The following is an 18,237-nucleotide window of genomic DNA, read 5'->3' as shown; positions in this document are numbered from 1 at the left end:
AGTACCTCTTAGGCCAGACGCGGGTTAACTTTTTCCGGGTTGATGTCGAATTTCTTGATTGCGTCAGCAACCACAGAAGCTTCGATCTCACCGCGTTTAGCCAGTTCACCCAGAGCAGCAACCACCACGTAGGATGCATCGACTTCGAAGTGGTGACGCAGGTTTTCGCGGCTGTCCGAACGACCGAAGCCGTCAGTGCCCAGTACGCGATAATCGCTGGCCGGCACATAAGTACGAACCTGTTCGGCGAACAGTTTCATGTAGTCGGTAGAGGCTACCGCAGGCGCGTCGTTCATCACCTGAGCGATGTAAGGCACGCGTGGCGCTTCGGTTGGGTGCAGCATGTTCCAGCGCTCGCAATCCTGGCCGTCGCGCGCCAGTTCGGTGAACGAGGTCACGCTGTAGGTGTCGGAACCCACGCCGTAGTCCTTCGCCAGGATTTGCGCAGCTTCGCGCACGTGGCGCAGGATGGCGCCGGAGCCCAGCAGCTGCACCTTGCCTTTGCTGCCTTCCAGCGTTTCCAGCTTGTAGATACCCTTGCGGATACCTTCTTCCGCACCCTGCGGCATCGCAGGCATGTGGTAGTTTTCGTTCAGCGTGGTCAGGTAGTAGTACACGTTTTCCGGGTTGTCGCCATACATGCGCACCAGACCGTCGTGCATGATCACCGCCACTTCGTACGCGTAAGCTGGATCGTAAGAGATGCAGTTAGGGATGGTCAGAGACTGAATGTGGCTGTGGCCATCTTCGTGCTGCAGACCTTCGCCGTTCAGGGTAGTACGGCCCGAGGTCCCGCCGATCAGGAAGCCGCGCGCCTGTTGGTCGCCCGCTGCCCAGCACAGGTCGCCGATACGTTGGAAACCGAACATCGAGTAGTAGATGTAGAACGGAATCATCGGCAGATCGTTGGTGCTGTAGGAGGTCGCTGCGGCCAGCCAGGAAGAGGCTGCGCCCAGTTCGTTGATGCCTTCCTGCAGGATTTGGCCTTTCTCGTCTTCTTTGTAGTAAGCAACCTGCTCACGGTCCTGCGGGGTGTACTGCTGGCCGTTCGGGCTGTAGATACCGATCTGACGGAACAGACCTTCCATACCGAAGGTACGCGCTTCGTCGGCGATGATTGGCACCAGGCGATCTTTGATCGACTTGTTCTTCAGCATCACGTTCAGGGCACGCACGAAGGCGATAGTGGTGGAGATCTCTTTGTTCTGCTCTTCCAGCAGCGAGCTGAAATCTTCCAGCGCCGGCATTTCCAGCTTCTGGGTGAACTCCGGCAGACGGGTAGGCACGTAGCCTTTCAGCGCCTGGCGACGTTCGTGCAGGTATTTGTACTCTTCGGAATCTTTCTCGAAGGTGATGTACGGCAGTTTTTCGATGTCAGCATCGGCAACCGGCACGTTGAAACGATCGCGGAAGTGGTGAACCCCTTCCATGTTCATTTTCTTCACCTGGTGAGCGATGTTTTTACCTTCCGCGGTTTCACCCATGCCGTAACCTTTGATGGTGTGGGCCAGGATAACGGTCGGTTTGCCTTTGGTGTCCTGCGCTTTTTTCAGTGCAGCGAAGATTTTCTTCGGATCGTGACCACCACGGTTCAGCGCCCAGATTTCGTCGTCGGTCATGTCTTTGACCAGCGCCGCGGTTTCCGGGTAACGGCCGAAGAAGTGCTCGCGCACGTAAGCGCCGTCTTTGGATTTGAAGGTCTGGTAGTCGCCGTCCAGGGTCTCGTTCATCAGCTGAACCAGTTTACCGCTGGTGTCTTTGCGCAGCAGCTCGTCCCAACGGCCGCCCCAGATCACTTTCAGCACCTGCCAGCCTGCGCCGGAGAAGATGCCTTCCAGTTCGTTGATGATCTTGCCGTTACCGGTGACCGGGCCGTCCAGGCGCTGCAGGTTGCAGTTGATGACGAACACCAGGTTGTCCAGCTTCTCGCGGGTGGCGATGGTGATGGCGCCTTTGGATTCCGGCTCATCCATCTCGCCGTCGCCCAGGAAGGCGTAAACGGTCTGCTCAGAGGTGTCTTTCAGGCCGCGGTGTTCCAGGTATTTCAGGAACTTCGCCTGATAGATGGCGCTGATTGGGCCCAGGCCCATGGATACGGTCGGGAACTGCCAGAATTCCGGCATCAGCTTAGGATGCGGGTAAGAGGACAGGCCGTTGCCGTGCACTTCCTGACGGAAGTTGTTCATCTGTTCTTCGGTCAGGCGGCCTTCAAGGAAGGCGCGCGCGTAAACGCCCGGAGAGATGTGGCCCTGGAAGTAGACCAGGTCGCCGCCGTCTTTCTCGTTGCGTGCGCGGAAGAAGTGGTTAAAGCAGACTTCATAGAAGGTCGCGGAAGACTGGAAGGAAGCCATGTGGCCGCCCAGCTCCAGGTCTTTCTTGGATGCGCGCAGAACGGTCATGATCGCGTTCCAACGGATCGCAGAGCGAATGCGGCGTTCCAGATCCAGGTTGCCTGGGTAAGCCGGTTCGTCTTCTACCGCGATGGTGTTGACGTAGTTGTGCGCCGCAGCACCGGCCGCAACGTTAACGCCGCCTTTGCGGGCTTCTCCCAATACCTGATCAATCAGAAACTGAGCTCGCTCAACACCCTCTTCACGGATGACCGATTCGATCGCCTGCAGCCAGTCGCGGGTTTCGATCGGATCCACGTCATTGTTTAAACGTTCTGACATGGTGGTATTCCTTATCTGTCTAATGGTTTGTTTGGAGCCTGTCTTCCTGTGTTCTGTGCCAAAACACACGAAGACAGGCCCATCAGTTTAGTTGCCGCTTAAGTACTTAACTAAGTACCTCGAACTTAACCCCCGCAGGCTGGTGTACCCTGAAGAGGACAGCTCTTAATCCTTGCGTTGCTGGAGACGCCGCAGCGATCTCTCGCGCCGAGTATGCTCCCGGCTGAGATCCAGCAAGATTTCCTCGATAAACGCCAAGTGGCGATGCGAGGCTTCACGGGCCTTTTCCGGCTCGCGTGCCACAATCGCCTCAAAAATTCCGGCGCGGTGGCTGCTCACTTTTGCCAACATCTCACGGCGCGAGTAGAGCAATTCAAAGTTCTGACGCACGTTCTGTTCCAGCATCGGCCCCATGCAGCGTAGCAGGTGAAGTAACACAACGTTGTGAGCGGCTTCGGTCACGGCGATTTGATACTGCATGACCGCATCGGCTTCGGCGTCGAGATCGCCGCTGTCTTGAGCCTGTTGAATCACGATGTGGCAGTCGCGGATGCGCGCCAGATCTTCATCGGTGCCGCGCAGCGCCGCGTAATAGGCGGCAATGCCTTCCAGCGCGTGACGGGTTTCCAGCAGATCGAACTGTGATTCGGGATGGTCGGCCAGCAGCTCGGCCAGCGGATCGCTGAAGCTCTGCCACAGATTAGTTTGCACGAAGGTGCCGCCGCCCTGACGGCGCAGGAGCAGCCCTTTCGCTTCAAGGCGCTGAATGGCCTCTCTCAGAGAAGGACGGGAGACATCAAATTGTTTCGCCAGCTCGCGCTCCGGAGGCAGTTTTTCGCCTGGGCGCAGTGTCCCCTCGAGGATCAGGTATTCGAGCTGTTGCTCGATAACATCTGACAACTTGGGTTGGCGGATTTTGCTGTAGGCCATGAGTGAATTCTTCTCTGCGAATGGCGCGGAGTCAATTGGTAATACCAATTTCAAAAACGTGACGGTAAAGTAACAAAGTATTCACCTCCTGTCCATACGGGCCTTGATCGAAATCAGGTTACCCGCACATTTTAACACCCCGCTGAAAACCCCGCTGCAAACCGGTAACGCCGTGATGGTATTACCATTTACGCGGCGGGTTGGGGATTTAACTTTTACCAAACCTTACGCAAGGCAGAGTGCAAACTTTTTGCCCGAGTTTTATTGCATGGTTATTACGCTTTAATGAATGGCTATTTGGCGAGCAGCGCAACGGCGATTCGTTCATTATTTGAACGCGACCCACCGTTCAGATCTACGTTATTTTTGCGCATTATGTGATTTGTTGCTTATTTCATGCACTGAATCCCCCCTGCCGTCACACAACCCGCATTTTGTTTCCTAAACTGCTGCAATCTTAATCACTCACACGACAAAGCAGGTGCAAACCGACGCGCATAACATTATTCTCTGCCAAACGGTAGCGGCGCCGTGGAATTAATAGCTATAACGCCGTAAATAAAACAAAACACACATCGTAACCACTGCTTTACAGGCAGGTGGGCATTCACAACGACAGAGGGTTAGATTGATGGATGGTCAACAGCATGGTGACCAGCTGAAGCGCGGCCTGAAAAACCGCCATATTCAGCTCATCGCCTTAGGTGGCGCAATCGGCACCGGGTTATTTCTCGGTATCGCTCAAACAATAAAAATGGCCGGCCCGTCAGTGCTCCTCGGCTACGCCATCGGCGGCTTCATCGCGTTTCTGATCATGCGCCAGCTGGGGGAAATGGTGGTGGAAGAGCCGGTCGCCGGCTCCTTCAGCCACTTCGCCTACAAATACTGGGGCAACTTCGCCGGCTTCGCCTCCGGCTGGAACTACTGGGTGCTGTATGTCCTGGTGGCGATGGCGGAGCTGACCGCGGTCGGCATCTACGTGCAGTACTGGTGGCCGGAGATCCCCACCTGGGTTTCCGCCGCGGTATTCTTCCTGGCGATCAACGCCATCAACCTGGCCAACGTCAAAGTTTACGGCGAGATGGAGTTCTGGTTCGCCATCATCAAAGTGGTGGCGATTATCGGCATGATCGTGTTCGGCGCCTACCTGCTGTTCAGCGGCATGGGCGGCCCGGAAGCCACCGTCACCAACCTGTGGGCGCAGGGCGGGTTCTTCCCGAACGGCGTCATGGGCCTGGTGATGGCGATGGCGGTGATCATGTTCTCCTTCGGCGGCCTCGAGCTGGTCGGCATCACCGCCGCCGAAGCCGACAACCCGCAAAAAAGCATTCCGAAAGCCACCAATCAGGTGATCTACCGCATCCTGATCTTCTATATCGGTTCACTGGCCATTCTGCTGTCGCTGTACCCGTGGGGCAAAGTGGTCGAAGGCGGCAGCCCGTTCGTGCTGATCTTCCACGCGCTGAACAGCAACCTGGTAGCGACCGTGCTGAACATCGTGGTGCTCACCGCCGCGCTGTCGGTCTACAACAGCTGCGTCTACTGCAACAGCCGCATGCTGTACGGCCTGGCGCAGCAGGGCAACGGCCCGAAAAGCCTGCTGAAGGTCGATGGCCGCGGCGTGCCGGTGGTGGCCATCGGCATCTCCGCCCTCGCTACCGCGCTGTGCGTGCTGATTAACTACCTGATCCCGGGCCGCGCCTTCGAACTGCTGATGGCGCTGGTGGTGTCGGCGCTGGTGATCAACTGGGCGATGATCAGCCTGGCGCACCTGAAGTTCCGCGCCGTCAAAAACCGCGAAGGCGTGGTGCCGAAGTTCAAAGCGTTCTGGTACCCGTTCAGCAACTACCTGTGCCTGCTGTTCATGGCCGGCATCCTGGTGATCATGTACCTGACGCCGGGTATTCAAATCTCGGTGCTGCTGATCCCGGTGTGGGTGGCGATCCTGGCCGTCGGTTACGCCATCAAACAGCGCAGCCAGCGCGTCGACGGCGTCACCAGCCGTTGAATCCCGTGACCGCGCAGTAAACAAAACGGCCCGCAGATGCGGGCCATTTTTTTGCCTGAACGCCGCTTACTTGCGCAGCGCTTTCACCTGCTCGGCGGTGATGTCCGCCGGCAAACCGCCCCAGGTCACCCGCAGGTAATTTACCAGTTCCGCCACGTCGGCATCGCTCAAACGCTCGCCGAAGCCCGGCATGCTCTGCATGCTTTCACCGTTCGGGAACTGCTGGGCCGGCAGGCCGTCCAGCACCGACACGATCAGATTCTTGCCGTCCGCCTGGCGCAGCGTGGCGTTATCGCGCATCGCCGGCGCGACGTGCGGTTTGCCCTCGCCTTCGCGCGCGTGGCAGCCGGCGCACTGATCCAGATAGGCCATGCGCCCGGCATCGCTGCCTTGGCCCATTTTCACCGGTACCGCCGCCGGCGGCTGCTCGCCCATCAGATACAGCGCCAGCGCCTGATGGTCTTCCGGCGTCAAATGACGGGTGCTGAGATCCACCACCATATGCATCTCACTGAAGGCCGAACCCTGCGGCGCAAGGCCGGTGCCGAGGAAGCGGCTGACGTCCTGCGGCGTCCAGCCGCGCTGCGCCAGACCGTGCGGCGTAATGTCCGGCGCCATGAAGCGGCCGAGATCGCCGCCCTGCATCGGCTTGCCGAGATCCATCTGCCCCAGCGCGCCGCGCGGCGTGTGACATTCGCCACAGTGGCCCAGCACATCGGCCAGATAGCGGCCGCGCTGCCATTGCGGCGAGCTGCCCTGCGAGCTGGCCGGCAGCGGATCCTGGCTGCGGAACAGCAGGTTCCAGCCGATCAGCGCCATGCGCTGGTTGAACGGGAACGGCATCTCGTTGGCCGGAATGGCCACGTCCACCGCCGGGCGCGTCATCAGGTAAGCGTAGATGTCATCGGCGTCCTGACGCGACATGCCCTTGTACGAGGTGTAAGGCATCGCCGGGTACAGGTGCCGCCCGCCCGGCGCCACGCCCTGCGTCAGCGCCAGGAAGAAGTCGTCCTTGCTCCAGCGCCCGATGCCGTGGTCGGCCGACGGCGTCAGGTTGCTGCCGTAAATCGTGCCGAACGGCGTTTCCAACGGATAGCCGCCGGCCAACGGCGCCCCGCCGCTGGCGGTATGGCAGGCGGCACAGTCGGCGGCCTGCGCCAGATAGCGGCCGCGGGCGATCTGTTCGGCGCTGGCGGTCACCTGCTGCACCGGGCCGTCGTAACGGCGGTTTTCCCGCCACCACAGCAGCGCGATCACCACGATCGCCACCAGCACAATCAACACTGCGAGACGTTTTTTCATTGCGCCGTCTCCTTCAGCAGGCCCGGCGTTTTCAGCACCACGTCGCGCACCGCTTCGTAGTAGCGCACGTAGCCGGTGCAGCGGCAGATGTGGCTGTCCAGCGCCTGCTCGATGGCGTTCTCCAGCTGATCGCGGGCGATCGGCTCACGCTTGAGCTTTTCCACGAAAATGGTGGCGGCGTTGACGAAGCCCGGCGTGCAGTAGCCGCACTGGAAGCTGTAGTGCTCCAGAAACGCCTGCTGGATCGGCGACAGCTCAACCACCTCCCCCTGTTCGTCCACCCTGGCGTGGCCTTCGACGGTGCGCACTTTCTTGCCGTTGAAGAAATGCGCGCCGGTGATGCAGGTGCGCACCTCTTCGCTGGTGCCGCTCGGGTGATCGACAATCGCCACGCAGGCATGGCAAATGCCCTGCCCGCAGCCGAGGCGCGAACCGGTCAAATCGAGATACTCGTGCAGGAAATCGATCATCATCAAGCCTTCCGGCACCTCGATCGGGCCGTACTGTTTCTCGTTGATGGTCAGGGAAATCGGCTGGGTTTTAATGCTCATTGTAATACCTCACGAATATTTTCTGCACGAACGGGCAAATCACGGAAACGGTGGCCGGTGGCGTCGGCAATGGCGTTGACCAGTGCGGCCACGATCGGGATCATCACCACCTCCGCCATGCCTTTCGGCGGATCGGTTTCCGACAGCGCCGGCAGGATGTCGCCGCTCTGTTTCCACACCGCCACGTCGCTGGCGCGCGGCAGGTGGTAACGGTTGAAGTTCCAGGTGCCGTTGCCCGGGCCGTCTTCGTACAGCGGTAAATATTCGTGCAGCGCATGGCCGATGCCCATCGCCAGCCCGCCCTGCAGCTGGCCGGAAACCAGTTCCGGCACGATCAGGTTGCCGCACTCCATGATCGAGTGGTGATTCAGCAACTCCACCTGGCCGGTGGCGATATCCACCGCCACTTCCGCCAGCGTGCCGACGGCGCTGTAGTAGGTCACCGCCGCATTGTTGCGCTGGGTCGGCGGGTAGTAGACCTGCCCGCGCGCCAGCGGCTTGAATTCACCGTTGGCGTTGCGCAGCGCCATGCCGTCGATCGGCAGGCGTTCGCTTTTGCCGTTCAACGTGAAATCGGCCTCCGCCCACTGCCAGCGGTTGAAGACGTGCACCGCCGCGCCGGTGACGCCGCCCATCTGATAAGCCGTCTTGGCCAGCAGTTCGAGGCTCAGCACCGACATGCCCGCCGCCGTCAGGCCGCCTTCGACCCAACGCGCATCTTCGCGCCGCACCACCAGCGGCGCTGCCTGGCCGCCGCCGATACCGGCCTGCCACAGCGCCATCGCCGCCGGCCACAGGCCGTGATCGAAGATCAGGCGCGCCGCTTCGCGGGTGCTGTGCGAGAAGTAATAGGCCGAATTGCTGGCGCTCGACGGCGAACAGTAGCTCGGCGTCCAGTTGGGGTTGGTTTGCAGCTTGTCCTGCTCCTCCTGCGACATCAGGTAAGGATCGCCGCTGGTGACCATCGGCAATACCGACCAGTCGGTGACCGAGAAGTGGGCTTCGTCGGCCGGTTTGCCCAGCCACTGCGCGCACAATACCGACTGCGAGGTCGACATGCCGGTGCCCATCTCCGCGCCGCTGTGATGCAGCGTGATGCGGCCATCTTCGCTCAGCTCCACCCGGGCGAACGAGGTTTCCGCCCCGGTGCCGAAATCTTTCTGCACGCAGCCGAAGCCGACGCCATAGCGCTTGCCGGGATGGCTGCTCTCAAACTCGGCCTTGCGTTCGGCGCGCTTGAGCCACATCTCGTGCTTCGCCGCCTTCTCCAGCACTTCATCGGCGCGGATCGCACCGGCCGGGATCGCCCCCTGGGTGTTTTTCATGCCGGATTTCAGCACGTTGCGCAGGCGAAACTCGATCGGGTCGATCTTCAGCTCGGCGGCCAGCTCATCCACCATCATCTCGGTGGCGGCCATGCTCTGTAGCGTGCCGTAACCGCGCGCCGAGCCGGCGTCGATGGCGCGTGAGGCCAGCCCGACCGACGACAGATCGCTTTTCGGGAAGTAGTAAATCGACTGGGCGGCGGTTGCGCCGACCATCACCACCGAAGGGGTAAAGTTGCTGCGGCCGCCGCCGTCCGCGGTCATGTCACCGAGGAACGACTGCATGACGCCGGTTTGCTTATTCACCGCGATGCGGTAGTTCATGTCGAACGCATGGCGCTTCAGCGCCGTCTGGAACTGCTCGAAGCGGTCATTGGCCAGGCGCACCGGGTGGCCGTCGCCGTACATCGCCGCCACCGCGCCGTAATACGGGAAGTTATAGTGATCTTTCGAGCCGTAGCCCACGGTGTAGCACGGGTGCAGGATCAGCTGTTTCACCGGCGGATTGCGCTTGGCCAGCATGCGCGGCATCTCGTCGGCCACTTCCTGCGGCGACTGAGTCGGCACCACCAGATGCAGGGTTTGCGTCTGCGCGTCGAACCAGCCGTTGGCGTTGTCCGGCTCCAACGCCGAGGTGTCGATCGACTGCGTGGTGTAGCGGCGCGACATTACCAGCCAGTCGGCCGGCGGATTCGCCAACTCGTCGGCGATCAGGCCCGCATAGCGCATGCCTTCCTGATCCAGCTTGCCGCCCTCGCGCCCTTCCGGCCACACCGGCAGGTGTTTTTTCATCGATACCGGGAAGATCGGCGTATCCTTCAGGCTGGAGAAGCGATCGTCGTCGAACGGCTGTTCTCCCCCCACCCGCACGTAACGGAAACTGCCCCAGGGATCGCGCTCCAGCGGGCCGGTGACCGCGCCGTATTTGATGGTTTCCTCACGGAATTTCAGCTTGTCCTTGGCGAAGCGGAAACGGGCGAAGTCGTGATAGATCAGGATCGCCACCGCCTGGCCGAGATAGGCAGGGGTTTTGCCGTTCGGCAGCAGCATGTCGTCACCGTAGAACGCCGGAAAGGCCAGGCCATCGCGCGCCAGATCTTCCGCCGTCACCAGGCGATCGGGCTGCAGATCGTCCCCCAGCAGCGACAGATCGACCCCTTCGAACAGCCGGTCGGCTTTGGTCACGCGCAGAATGAAGGCGTGCGCCTGTTTCTGCGGCCAGTGCGGCATGTCCACCGCGCGGATATCGCGTGCGAACACCTTCTGCCCCATGACCTTGGCGCGGCCGTCGATACGGAAACGGACGCGCTTGGCCTGCGGATCCCAGTTGGGTGACTGGAGGATTTTTTGCTCGAACAGCGCGGCGTAGGCGCGGCTGTACAGGGGGGCGAGGTACACGGAGACCCCCGCAATCACGGCGCTTTTGATAAAGCGGCGCCGCGACGGGTTGAAATTGCTCATAAGTAAGTCCTTCACGTCTTTCTTGTAATTGGTTTTTGTGCGCGGTGTTGTTGCGCAAACGCTGACGACCTTGCCGTAGACGTCATAAGCATATGCTTATAACTAAAATTATGTGATGATTAACAGGCTGTTTTCAACAAAAAAACATTTACAAAACACAGGTAGTTTGTAGGCTAATAAATAATTTGCGCAAACGCGGACTTCAACCATGACCACGGGCATTGTCATTACCGCCGCCGGACGCGGAGAGCGCTTTATTCAGGCCGGCGGCCAGGGCAACAAATTGAACGCCGGGTTTGCCGATGCGGCGGGCGAGCGGCGTTCGCTGTTCGAGCACACCCTATGCCAGGCGCTGGCCTCCGGCCTGCCGGTACAGGTGGTGACCCGGCCGGATAATCTGCCGGTACTGGCAGCCTGCGCCGCCAACCAGGTGCCGGTCACCCTGCTCGCCAGCGCGGGCCTCGGCGACTCGATCGCAGCAGGCGTTGCGGCCACGCCGCACTGGCAGGGCTGGCTGATCCACCTGGCCGATATGCCATTCGTCGGCGCCGACGTTTTCCGACGGGTGGCGGATGCCTTACGGCAGCACCCGATCGTGCGCCCCTGTTATGCGCAACAGCCCGGTCACCCGGTCGGCTTTTCCGCCCGATTGCGCAAACCACTTTGCCAACTGCGCGGCGATAATGGCGCGCGTGAACTGCTGCAAGGCGCGGCAGTCCACCTGCTGCCGCTTGAGCACCCCGGCGTCGTGCGGGATATTGATCTTCCATCGCAACTCCCGGCCAGCGAGTAAATTCACCTATGCAACATCTTGATGTCACCGTGGTCAGCCAGGCGATAAGCTGGCTGCAACAACAGCCGGTTTGGTTATGCACCGTGCTCAGCACCTATGGCTCTTCGCCGCGCTCGCCGGGCGCGTTGATGGCGGCGACCCGCGACGGCCGCTACAGCGGCTCATTGTCGGGCGGGTGCGTGGAGGAGGACTTTCTGCGGCGCGTGGCCGCCGGGGAGTATCAGGCGGCCAGCCAGGTGATTCGTTACGGCGAAGGCGGCATGACGCCCAACGTGGCGCTGCCGTGCGGCGGCGTGCTGGACGTGCTGATCGAGTATCTGCCGGCGGGAGAAGCCAGCGTCGCTTACCTGCAGCGCATCGCCGGCGCGCTGGAAGGGCATCATGCGTTGCTCAAACGCCTGACGCTGCCCAACGCCTGCCACAGCCTCGAGCAAAGCCACTTCACCAGCGCCACTCAGGTCGAACGCCGGCTCGAGCAGATTACCCTGCACATCGCGGCCGCGCCGCGCCTGCTGATCGCCGGGCTGTCCAGCGTGGCGCTGTACTGCGCCGATTTCGCCGTGGCGCTGGGGTTTGAGGTGCTGGTGTGCGAGAACCGCCCGGAGGCGCTGGACAACTTCGCCGCCGAGCTGAAGCCCGGCGTGACGCTGCTGCGCCAGTTTCCGGCCAAGTTCATCGAAGAGGGGGGCTGCCACGCCAATACCGCCGTCGTGGCGCTGACCCACGATCCGCGTATGGACGATCTGACGCTGATGGAAGCGATCCACACCCCGGCGTTTTATATCGGCGCCATGGGCTCGCTCAGAAACAGCGCGCGCCGGCGCCAGCGGTTGCAGCAGATCGCCGAGTTCACGCCGCAGGATCTGGAACGCATCCATGCGCCGATCGGCCTGCCGCTCGGCAGCAAAACCCCGGCGGAAATCGCCCTGGCGGTGATGGCGGCGATCGTGCAGCAAAAAAACCGGCTGCCGGCCGCCGACGGGATCAGTGCAGCGGCACCACCGGCACCAGATGCTGCAGCTCCAGGTGCAGCTCCTCTTTCCCGCTCAGCGAATAGCTGAACACCGTCATGTCCGGCCCGTCGCCGCGGGCCAGCCCCATTTCGGGCAGCACCTGCGTGTAGATTTGAATGATGTGATCATTGAGCGCCACCGGCTTGCCGGAATAGCGAAAACGGCAAAACTCGCCGTGGATCTCCGGCAGCGGCTCCAGCGCCACGCCTTCACGCAGCGGGTAGTCCGCCGTCACGCCCAGGGTATAGTCGACCCTGACCCGCTCGCCGTCCGGCACCAGTTGGGTAAACGAATAGATTTGCGCCGGACGCTCGCCCAACAAAGTGTAGAACTGCGCCCGCAGCGCGCTGCGCTGCGGCAGATGCGACTTATCCAACTTTTCGATATCCAGGTGATAAGCGTACTGTTTGCCGTGAAAGGCGTATTGCCCTCTGGCGATGCTGACGCGTTCGACCTGAATATCGCCAGGCTGGCTGGCCGCCAGCGAACGCACCAGATTGCTGAAGTCCTGTTTGCGGGCATGACGATACACGCTGGGCGATTCGGCGAAGTGTTTCTTGAAACAGCGCGAGAACGTCTGCTGGTTATCGAATTGATACTCGACCGAAATATCGAGGATGCTCTTCTGCGTGAAACGCAAGGCGAAGGCGGCGATGTAGAGGCGGCGAGCGCGAATGTAGGAAGCTAACGATAATCCGGTCTGCTTCTTGAACATGCGCTGCAGGTACCATTTCGTATAGCCTGACTTGGCGGAAACGATATCCAACGACAGCGGATTGGTCAGGTTATCTTCAATCCAGACCAGCAGTTCCCTGATATGATTTTCCTGCGTTCCCATGTGCTTGCTGAAACCTTCTGTTGCCGATATTCCATTAGTCGAATTTTAGTGCTATTCGCGTAGGGTATACAGGTTAAAACTCGGCGTCCAGCAAGCTACAGGACTTTACACAACCCCCTCCACCGCCCGCGGGCGGTGGAGGGGGAGAGGCGATTATTTCAGGCAGCTGGAACACTGACCGGCCTGGATCTTCTGGAAGAAGTCATTGCCTTTGTCATCCACCAGGATAAACGCCGGGAAATCTTCCACTTCGATTTTCCAGATCGCTTCCATGCCCAGCTCAGGGTACTCCACGCACTCCAGGCTCTTGATGCTCTGCTGCGCCAGCACCGCCGCCGGGCCGCCGATGCTGCCGAGGTAGAAGCCGCCGTGCTTGTGGCAGGCATCCGTCACCTGCTGGCTGCGGTTGCCTTTCGCCAGCATGATCATGCTGCCGCCGTGGGATTGCAGCAGGTCGACGTAGGAATCCATACGCCCGGCGGTGGTCGGCCCCAAGGAACCGGACGCATAGCCTTCCGGCGTTTTAGCCGGGCCGGCGTAGTAGATCGGGTGATCCTTGACGTACTGCGGCAGGCCTTCACCGCGATCCAGGCGCTCTTTCAGCTTGGCGTGCGCGATATCGCGGCCAACGATGATGGTGCCGCTCAGCGACAGGCGGGTGGAAACCGGATACTGCGACAGCTGTTTGAGGATCTCGGCCATCGGGCGGTTGAGATCGACCTTGATCGCCTCGCCCTCCCCGGCCTGGCGCAGCTCCTGAGGAATGAATTTACCCGGATTGTGCTCCAGTTTTTCCAGCCAGATGCCGTCGCGGTTGATCTTGCCTTTGATGTTGCGGTCCGCCGAGCAGGAGACGCCCATGCCAACCGGGCAGGAGGCGCCGTGGCGCGGCAGGCGCACGACGCGGATATCATGTGCGAAGTATTTGCCGCCGAACTGTGCGCCCAGCCCCAGGTTTTGCGCTTCTTGCAGCAGTTCCGCTTCGAGTTCCAGATCGCGGAATGCCTGGCCATGCTCGTTACCTTCCGTCGGCAGGCCATCGTAATACTTGGTCGAGGCCAGTTTGACGGTTTTCAGCGTCGCTTCCGCCGAGGTGCCGCCGATGACGAACGCCACATGGTACGGCGGGCAAGCCGCGGTGCCCAGAGTACGCATCTTGTCGACCAGGTAGTTTTTCAGCTTGCCCGGCGACAGCAGCGCCTTGGTTTCCTGATACAGATAGGTTTTGTTGGCGGAGCCGCCGCCCTTGGCGATGCACAGGAATTTGTACTCTTCGCCGTCCACGCTGTAGAGATCGATCTGCGCCGGCAGGTTGCTGCCGGTATTGACCTCTTTGTACATATCCAGCGCGGCGTTCTGCGAATAGCGCAGGTTCTCTTCGATGTAGGTGTTATAAACCCCGCGCGACAGCGCCTCTTCATCGCCGCCGCCGGTCCAGACGCGCTGGCCCTTTTTGCCGACGATGATCGCCGTGCCGGTGTCTTGGCAGGTCGGTAAAATACCCTTGGCGGCGATTTCTGAGTTACGCAGAAATTGCAGCGCAACGTACTTGTCGTTTTCGCTGGCGTCCGGATCTTTGAGGATATCGGCCACCTGCTGTTGGTGCGCCGGGCGCAGCATGAACGAGGCGTCGTGGAACGCATGCTGGGCAAGCAGGGTTAACGCTTCAGGGGCAACTTTCAGAATTTCCTGGCCTTCAAATTCGCTCACGGAAACATGGTCGCGGCTCAGCAGGTAATATTCGGTATCGTCTTTCTTCAGCGGGAACGGATCTTGATAGTGGAACGGTTTATTCGACATTGATCTCTCACTTGCAACATCAGCTGCGTTAAATTCACACTTGCGGCGCGCGACACGGCGCCTTGTCAAAAAACTGCCTCCACCTTACGTATTTTTAATCAGTCAGTTATTGCGCCAAATCGCAAAATAACCGCTCTTTGCGTAAGGAATTACCACAGGCGGCGTTTCAACCTTGCTCGGTGAGAACTGCGGGTACAGGCTCATCATGCACGCTTTATTATCCCGCAGTTAACACATTGATTACAATCCATCGGCAGCGATCGTCTTATCAATGTGGTGAAAAAGCGCCGGATGCGGATTTGCGCCGGGGCATATTGTCAGCCGCCGCGCCATTGCTTAAGCTAGCCGCAATGAACAAACCGAGAATCCCCATCGCGCTGCAACAAGCGGTGATGCGCTGCCTGCGAGAAAAGCTGCAGTTGGCCCGCCAGCATTTTGCCGTCGAGTTCCCCGAACCCAGCATCGTCTATCAGCAACGCGGCACCAGCGCGGGCACCGCCTGGCTGCAAAGCTGGGAAATCCGTCTGAACCCGGTGCTGCTGCTGGAAAACCAACAGCCGTTTATCGATGAAGTGGTGCCGCACGAACTGGCGCACCTGCTGGTGTTTCGCCAATTCGGCCGGGTGGCGCCGCACGGCCGCGAATGGCGCTGGATGATGGAAAGCGTGCTGCTGACGCCCGCCAGCCGCACTCATCGTTTCGAAACCGCCTCGGTGCAAAGCAAAACCTTCCCCTACCGCTGCGGCTGCGGGCAGCACCAGCTCACCATTCGCCGCCATAACCGCGTGCTGCGCGGCGAAAGCGAATACCGCTGCCGCCGGTGCGGTGAAAAACTGAAATTTCTTGCTAGCGAGAACCTTTAGTTAAACGATTTATACGTTAAAACAAGTAAATATCGCCATTTGCCACTGCCGACAAGTTCCGTTACCCTGCCTGCTTTTCCAATTTTGAGCTGTTTTGGAATATGCTTCGCAGAATTTTGTTTATGGCGGTTTTCGCCGCAGGCGCCGCACAGGCGCACGGCATCAATAACTTCTCTCAGGCCAAGACGGCGGCGGCCAAGATTAACCAGGATGCGCCGGGCAGTTTTTACTGCGGCTGCCGCATCGAGTGGCAAGGCAAGAAGGGCATTCCCGATCTCGCCGGCTGCGGCTATCAGGTGCGTAAAAACGCCCAACGCGCGCAGCGCATTGAATGGGAACACGTGGTGCCGGCCTGGCAGTTCGGCCACCAGCTGCAGTGCTGGCAAGACGGCGGGCGCAAAAACTGCAACAAAGACGCCACCTATCGCCAGATAGAAACCGATCTGCACAACCTGCAGCCGGCGATCGGCGAAGTGAACGGCGACCGCAACAACTTCATGTACAGCCAATGGAACGGCGGCGCAGGCCAGTACGGGCAGTGCCCAATGAAGGTGGACTTCAAGAATAAACAGGCGGAGCCGCCCGCCCGCGCCCGCGGCGCCATTGCCCGCACCTACTTCTACATGCGCGATCGCTACCAGCTGCGGCTGTCACGCCAGCAAACCCAGCTGTTTGAAGTGTGGAACCGGCAATATCCGGTGAGCCAATGGGAATGTCAGCGCGAAGCACGTATCGCCAAGGTGCAGGGCAACCACAACCCCTATATTCAACAGGCTTGTCAGCAGCGGAAAAGCTAACCTACTATAGCCTTTATCTTTCATGGCGCCGCCAACCCGCGGCGCCGTTTCGTCAGGATCAGACTACCCATGCGCATACCCCGCATTTACCATCCGCAGCCGTTGACCGACCGGGCGGAGATCGCCCTCAGCGAGGACGCCGCCAACCACGTCGGGCGCGTGCTGCGCATGAGCGCCGGCCAGGCGCTGCAACTGTTCGATGGCAGCAACCAGGTGTTCGACGCCGAAATAATCCGGGTGGACAAAAAGAGCGTGCTGGTGCGCCTCGGCGACGGCCGCGTGGATGACATCGAATCGCCGCTCAACCTGCACCTGGGCCAGGTGATCTCGCGCGGCGAGAAGATGGAGTTCACCATCCAGAAATCCATCGAGCTGGGCGTCAACGTCATCACCCCGCTGTTTTCCGAGCGCTGCGGCGTCAAGTTGGACGGCGAGCGTCTGGCGAAGAAAATCCAGCAATGGCAAAAGATCGCCATCGCCGCCTGCGAACAGTGCGGCCGCAACCGCATTCCCGAAATCCGCGAGGCGATGTCGCTGGAGGCCTGGTGCGCCGAGCAGGACGGCAGCCTGAAACTCAACCTGCACCCGCGCGCCAGCCATAGCATCAACACGCTGCCGCAGCCGGTGGATCATGTTCGCCTGCTGATCGGCCCGGAAGGCGGTTTATCCGCCGACGAAATCGCCATGACCACCGACCACGGATTTACTGATATTCTGCTGGGACCACGCGTGCTGCGTACCGAAACCACAGCGCTCACCGCCATTACCGCTCTGCAGGTCCGCTTCGGCGACCTGGGTTAAAGGAGAAAAGATGATTAAGCTCGGCATCGTGATGGATCCTATCGATTCCATCAACATCAAGAAAGACACCAGCTTCGCCATGCTGCTCGAAGCGCAGCGCCGCGGTTACGAATTGCACTACATGGAGATGAACGATCTCTATCTGCATGCCGGCGACGGGCGCGCACGCACCCGCCTGCTGAGCGTGAAGGAAGACAAGGAGAGCTGGTTCAGCTTCGGCGCCGAGCAGGATCTGGCGCTGCACGAGCTGGACGTGATCCTGATGCGCAAGGATCCGCCGTTCGATACCGAATATATCTACGCGACCTACATTCTGGAACGCGCCGAAGTTAAAGGCACGCTGGTGGTCAACAAGCCGCAAAGCCTGCGCGACTGCAACGAGAAGCTGTTCACCGCCTGGTTCTCGGAACTGACGCCGGATACGCTGGTCAGCCGCAGCGCCGCGCACATCCGCAAATTCCACCAGCAGCACGGCGACATCATCCTGAAACCGCTGGACGGCATGGGCGGCGCGTCTATCTTCCGCGTGAAGCAGGACGATCCTAACCTGTCGGTGATCATCGAAACCCTGACCGAACACGGCAGCCGTTTCTGCATGGCGCAGAACTTCCTGCCGGCGATCAAGGACGGCGACAAGCGCATCCTGGTGGTGGACGGCGAACCGGTGCCTTACTGCCTGGCGCGCATTCCGGCGCAGGGCGAGACCCGCGGCAACCTGGCGGCCGGCGGCCGCGGCGAAGCGCGCCCGCTGAGCGAAAGCGACTGGAAAATCGCCCGCGCCGTCGCCCCGACGCTGAAAGAGAAAGGGCTGATCTTCGTCGGCCTGGACGTGATCGGCGATCGCCTGACCGAGATCAACGTCACCAGCCCAACCTGCGCGCGCGAGATCGAGGCGGCATTCCCGATTTCGATTACCGGCATGCTGATGGACGCGATTGAAAAGCGCCTGGCGGCGAAGTAATGCGCAATGCGGGCGGCATGCCGCCCGCTGTTCTGCATCGCGCCCGCCAAAGCTCGCCTTTGCGCGCGGCTTGAAAGGCGGCGGGTATAGCCGCATACTGGCGGCTGTTTATTTTCTCACCC

The 18,237-nt window shown here is 60.4% G+C and carries 14 protein-coding genes; 7 read left to right on the top strand and 7 right to left on the bottom strand.

Annotation, left to right across the window (positions count from 1 at the left end):
- Positions 1-8: 8 nt before the first annotated feature.
- On the bottom strand, positions 9-2,672 hold the full coding sequence (gene aceE / locus ACMGF7_RS11530; RefSeq protein WP_033632104.1) for a pyruvate dehydrogenase (acetyl-transferring), homodimeric type: 2,664 nt from the start codon (positions 2,670-2,672) through the stop codon (positions 9-11).
- A 165-nt stretch (positions 2,673-2,837) separates the two neighbouring features.
- Entirely contained in the window at positions 2,838-3,602 is a 765-nt protein-coding gene (pdhR, locus tag ACMGF7_RS11525) for a pyruvate dehydrogenase complex transcriptional repressor PdhR (RefSeq protein ID WP_004937490.1), read from the bottom strand.
- 631 nt (positions 3,603-4,233) lie between these two features.
- On the opposite strand from pdhR, the gene ACMGF7_RS11520 reads away from it, so the two are divergent.
- A complete protein-coding gene (locus ACMGF7_RS11520; RefSeq protein WP_420286439.1) occupies positions 4,234-5,610 on the top strand; it encodes an amino acid permease in 1,377 nt (458 codons plus the stop codon).
- A gap of 66 nt (positions 5,611-5,676) precedes the next feature.
- On the opposite strand, the gene ACMGF7_RS11515 is transcribed toward ACMGF7_RS11520, so the two are convergent.
- From ACMGF7_RS11515 to ACMGF7_RS11505, 3 genes are read right to left on the bottom strand one after another with little or no spacing between them, the layout of a single operon-like run.
- A complete protein-coding gene (locus ACMGF7_RS11515) occupies positions 5,677-6,912 on the bottom strand; it encodes a cytochrome c (RefSeq protein ID WP_049239915.1) in 1,236 nt (411 codons plus the stop codon).
- Positions 6,909-7,463 (bottom strand): (2Fe-2S)-binding protein, encoded by a 555-nt coding sequence (locus ACMGF7_RS11510; protein ID WP_015379038.1) that lies wholly within the window; start codon positions 7,461-7,463, stop codon positions 6,909-6,911. The genes ACMGF7_RS11515 and ACMGF7_RS11510 overlap by 4 nt, the downstream gene beginning before the upstream one ends.
- Positions 7,460-10,249, bottom strand: a complete 2,790-nt coding sequence (locus ACMGF7_RS11505; RefSeq protein ID WP_197798883.1) for a xanthine dehydrogenase family protein molybdopterin-binding subunit — start codon at positions 10,247-10,249, stop codon at positions 7,460-7,462. The genes ACMGF7_RS11510 and ACMGF7_RS11505 overlap by 4 nt, the downstream gene beginning before the upstream one ends.
- 208 nt (positions 10,250-10,457) lie before the next feature.
- Between ACMGF7_RS11505 and ACMGF7_RS11500 the strand changes: the two genes are divergently transcribed.
- Both ACMGF7_RS11500 and ACMGF7_RS11495 read left to right on the top strand, forming a co-directional pair.
- Entirely contained in the window at positions 10,458-11,042 is a 585-nt protein-coding gene (locus tag ACMGF7_RS11500) for a nucleotidyltransferase family protein (RefSeq protein WP_049239916.1), read from the top strand.
- 8 nt (positions 11,043-11,050) lie between these two features.
- Positions 11,051-12,103, top strand: coding sequence for an XdhC family protein (locus ACMGF7_RS11495; RefSeq protein WP_172574946.1), 1,053 nt, complete (start codon positions 11,051-11,053; stop codon positions 12,101-12,103).
- On the opposite strand, the gene ACMGF7_RS11490 is transcribed toward ACMGF7_RS11495, so the two are convergent.
- On the bottom strand, positions 12,027-12,893 hold the full coding sequence (locus ACMGF7_RS11490) for a helix-turn-helix domain-containing protein (protein WP_015379042.1): 867 nt from the start codon (positions 12,891-12,893) through the stop codon (positions 12,027-12,029). The genes ACMGF7_RS11495 and ACMGF7_RS11490 overlap by 77 nt on opposite strands.
- Before the next feature lie 153 nt (positions 12,894-13,046).
- On the bottom strand, positions 13,047-14,693 hold the full coding sequence (gene fumA / locus ACMGF7_RS11485) for a class I fumarate hydratase FumA (RefSeq protein WP_004937467.1): 1,647 nt from the start codon (positions 14,691-14,693) through the stop codon (positions 13,047-13,049).
- Between the two features lie 350 nt (positions 14,694-15,043).
- Between fumA and ACMGF7_RS11480 the strand changes: the two genes are divergently transcribed.
- The 4 genes from ACMGF7_RS11480 (at position 15,044) to gshB (ending at position 18,115) form a co-directional block, all read left to right on the top strand.
- Positions 15,044-15,556: a SprT family zinc-dependent metalloprotease gene (locus ACMGF7_RS11480; RefSeq protein ID WP_004937462.1), complete on the top strand. Its 513-nt coding sequence runs from the start codon at positions 15,044-15,046 to the stop codon at positions 15,554-15,556.
- A gap of 101 nt (positions 15,557-15,657) precedes the next feature.
- A complete protein-coding gene (endA, locus tag ACMGF7_RS11475; RefSeq protein WP_015379043.1) occupies positions 15,658-16,353 on the top strand; it encodes a deoxyribonuclease I in 696 nt (231 codons plus the stop codon).
- A 69-nt stretch (positions 16,354-16,422) separates the two neighbouring features.
- The gene (gene rsmE, locus ACMGF7_RS11470; RefSeq protein ID WP_004937458.1) at positions 16,423-17,154 is read left to right on the top strand and encodes a 16S rRNA (uracil(1498)-N(3))-methyltransferase; all 732 of its coding nucleotides are present in this window, start codon (positions 16,423-16,425) and stop codon (positions 17,152-17,154) included.
- A gap of 10 nt (positions 17,155-17,164) precedes the next feature.
- Positions 17,165-18,115, top strand: a complete 951-nt coding sequence (gene gshB / locus ACMGF7_RS11465; protein WP_016930084.1) for a glutathione synthase — start codon at positions 17,165-17,167, stop codon at positions 18,113-18,115.
- Positions 18,116-18,237: the final 122 nt, after the last annotated feature.

This window comes from Serratia sp. BNK-17 (assembly GCF_048684935.1).
Classification (GTDB): domain Bacteria; phylum Pseudomonadota; class Gammaproteobacteria; order Enterobacterales; family Enterobacteriaceae; genus Serratia; species Serratia nematodiphila.
Note: the sequence above shows the minus strand (reverse complement) of the source record. Positions and strands in the feature narration are given on the sequence as shown.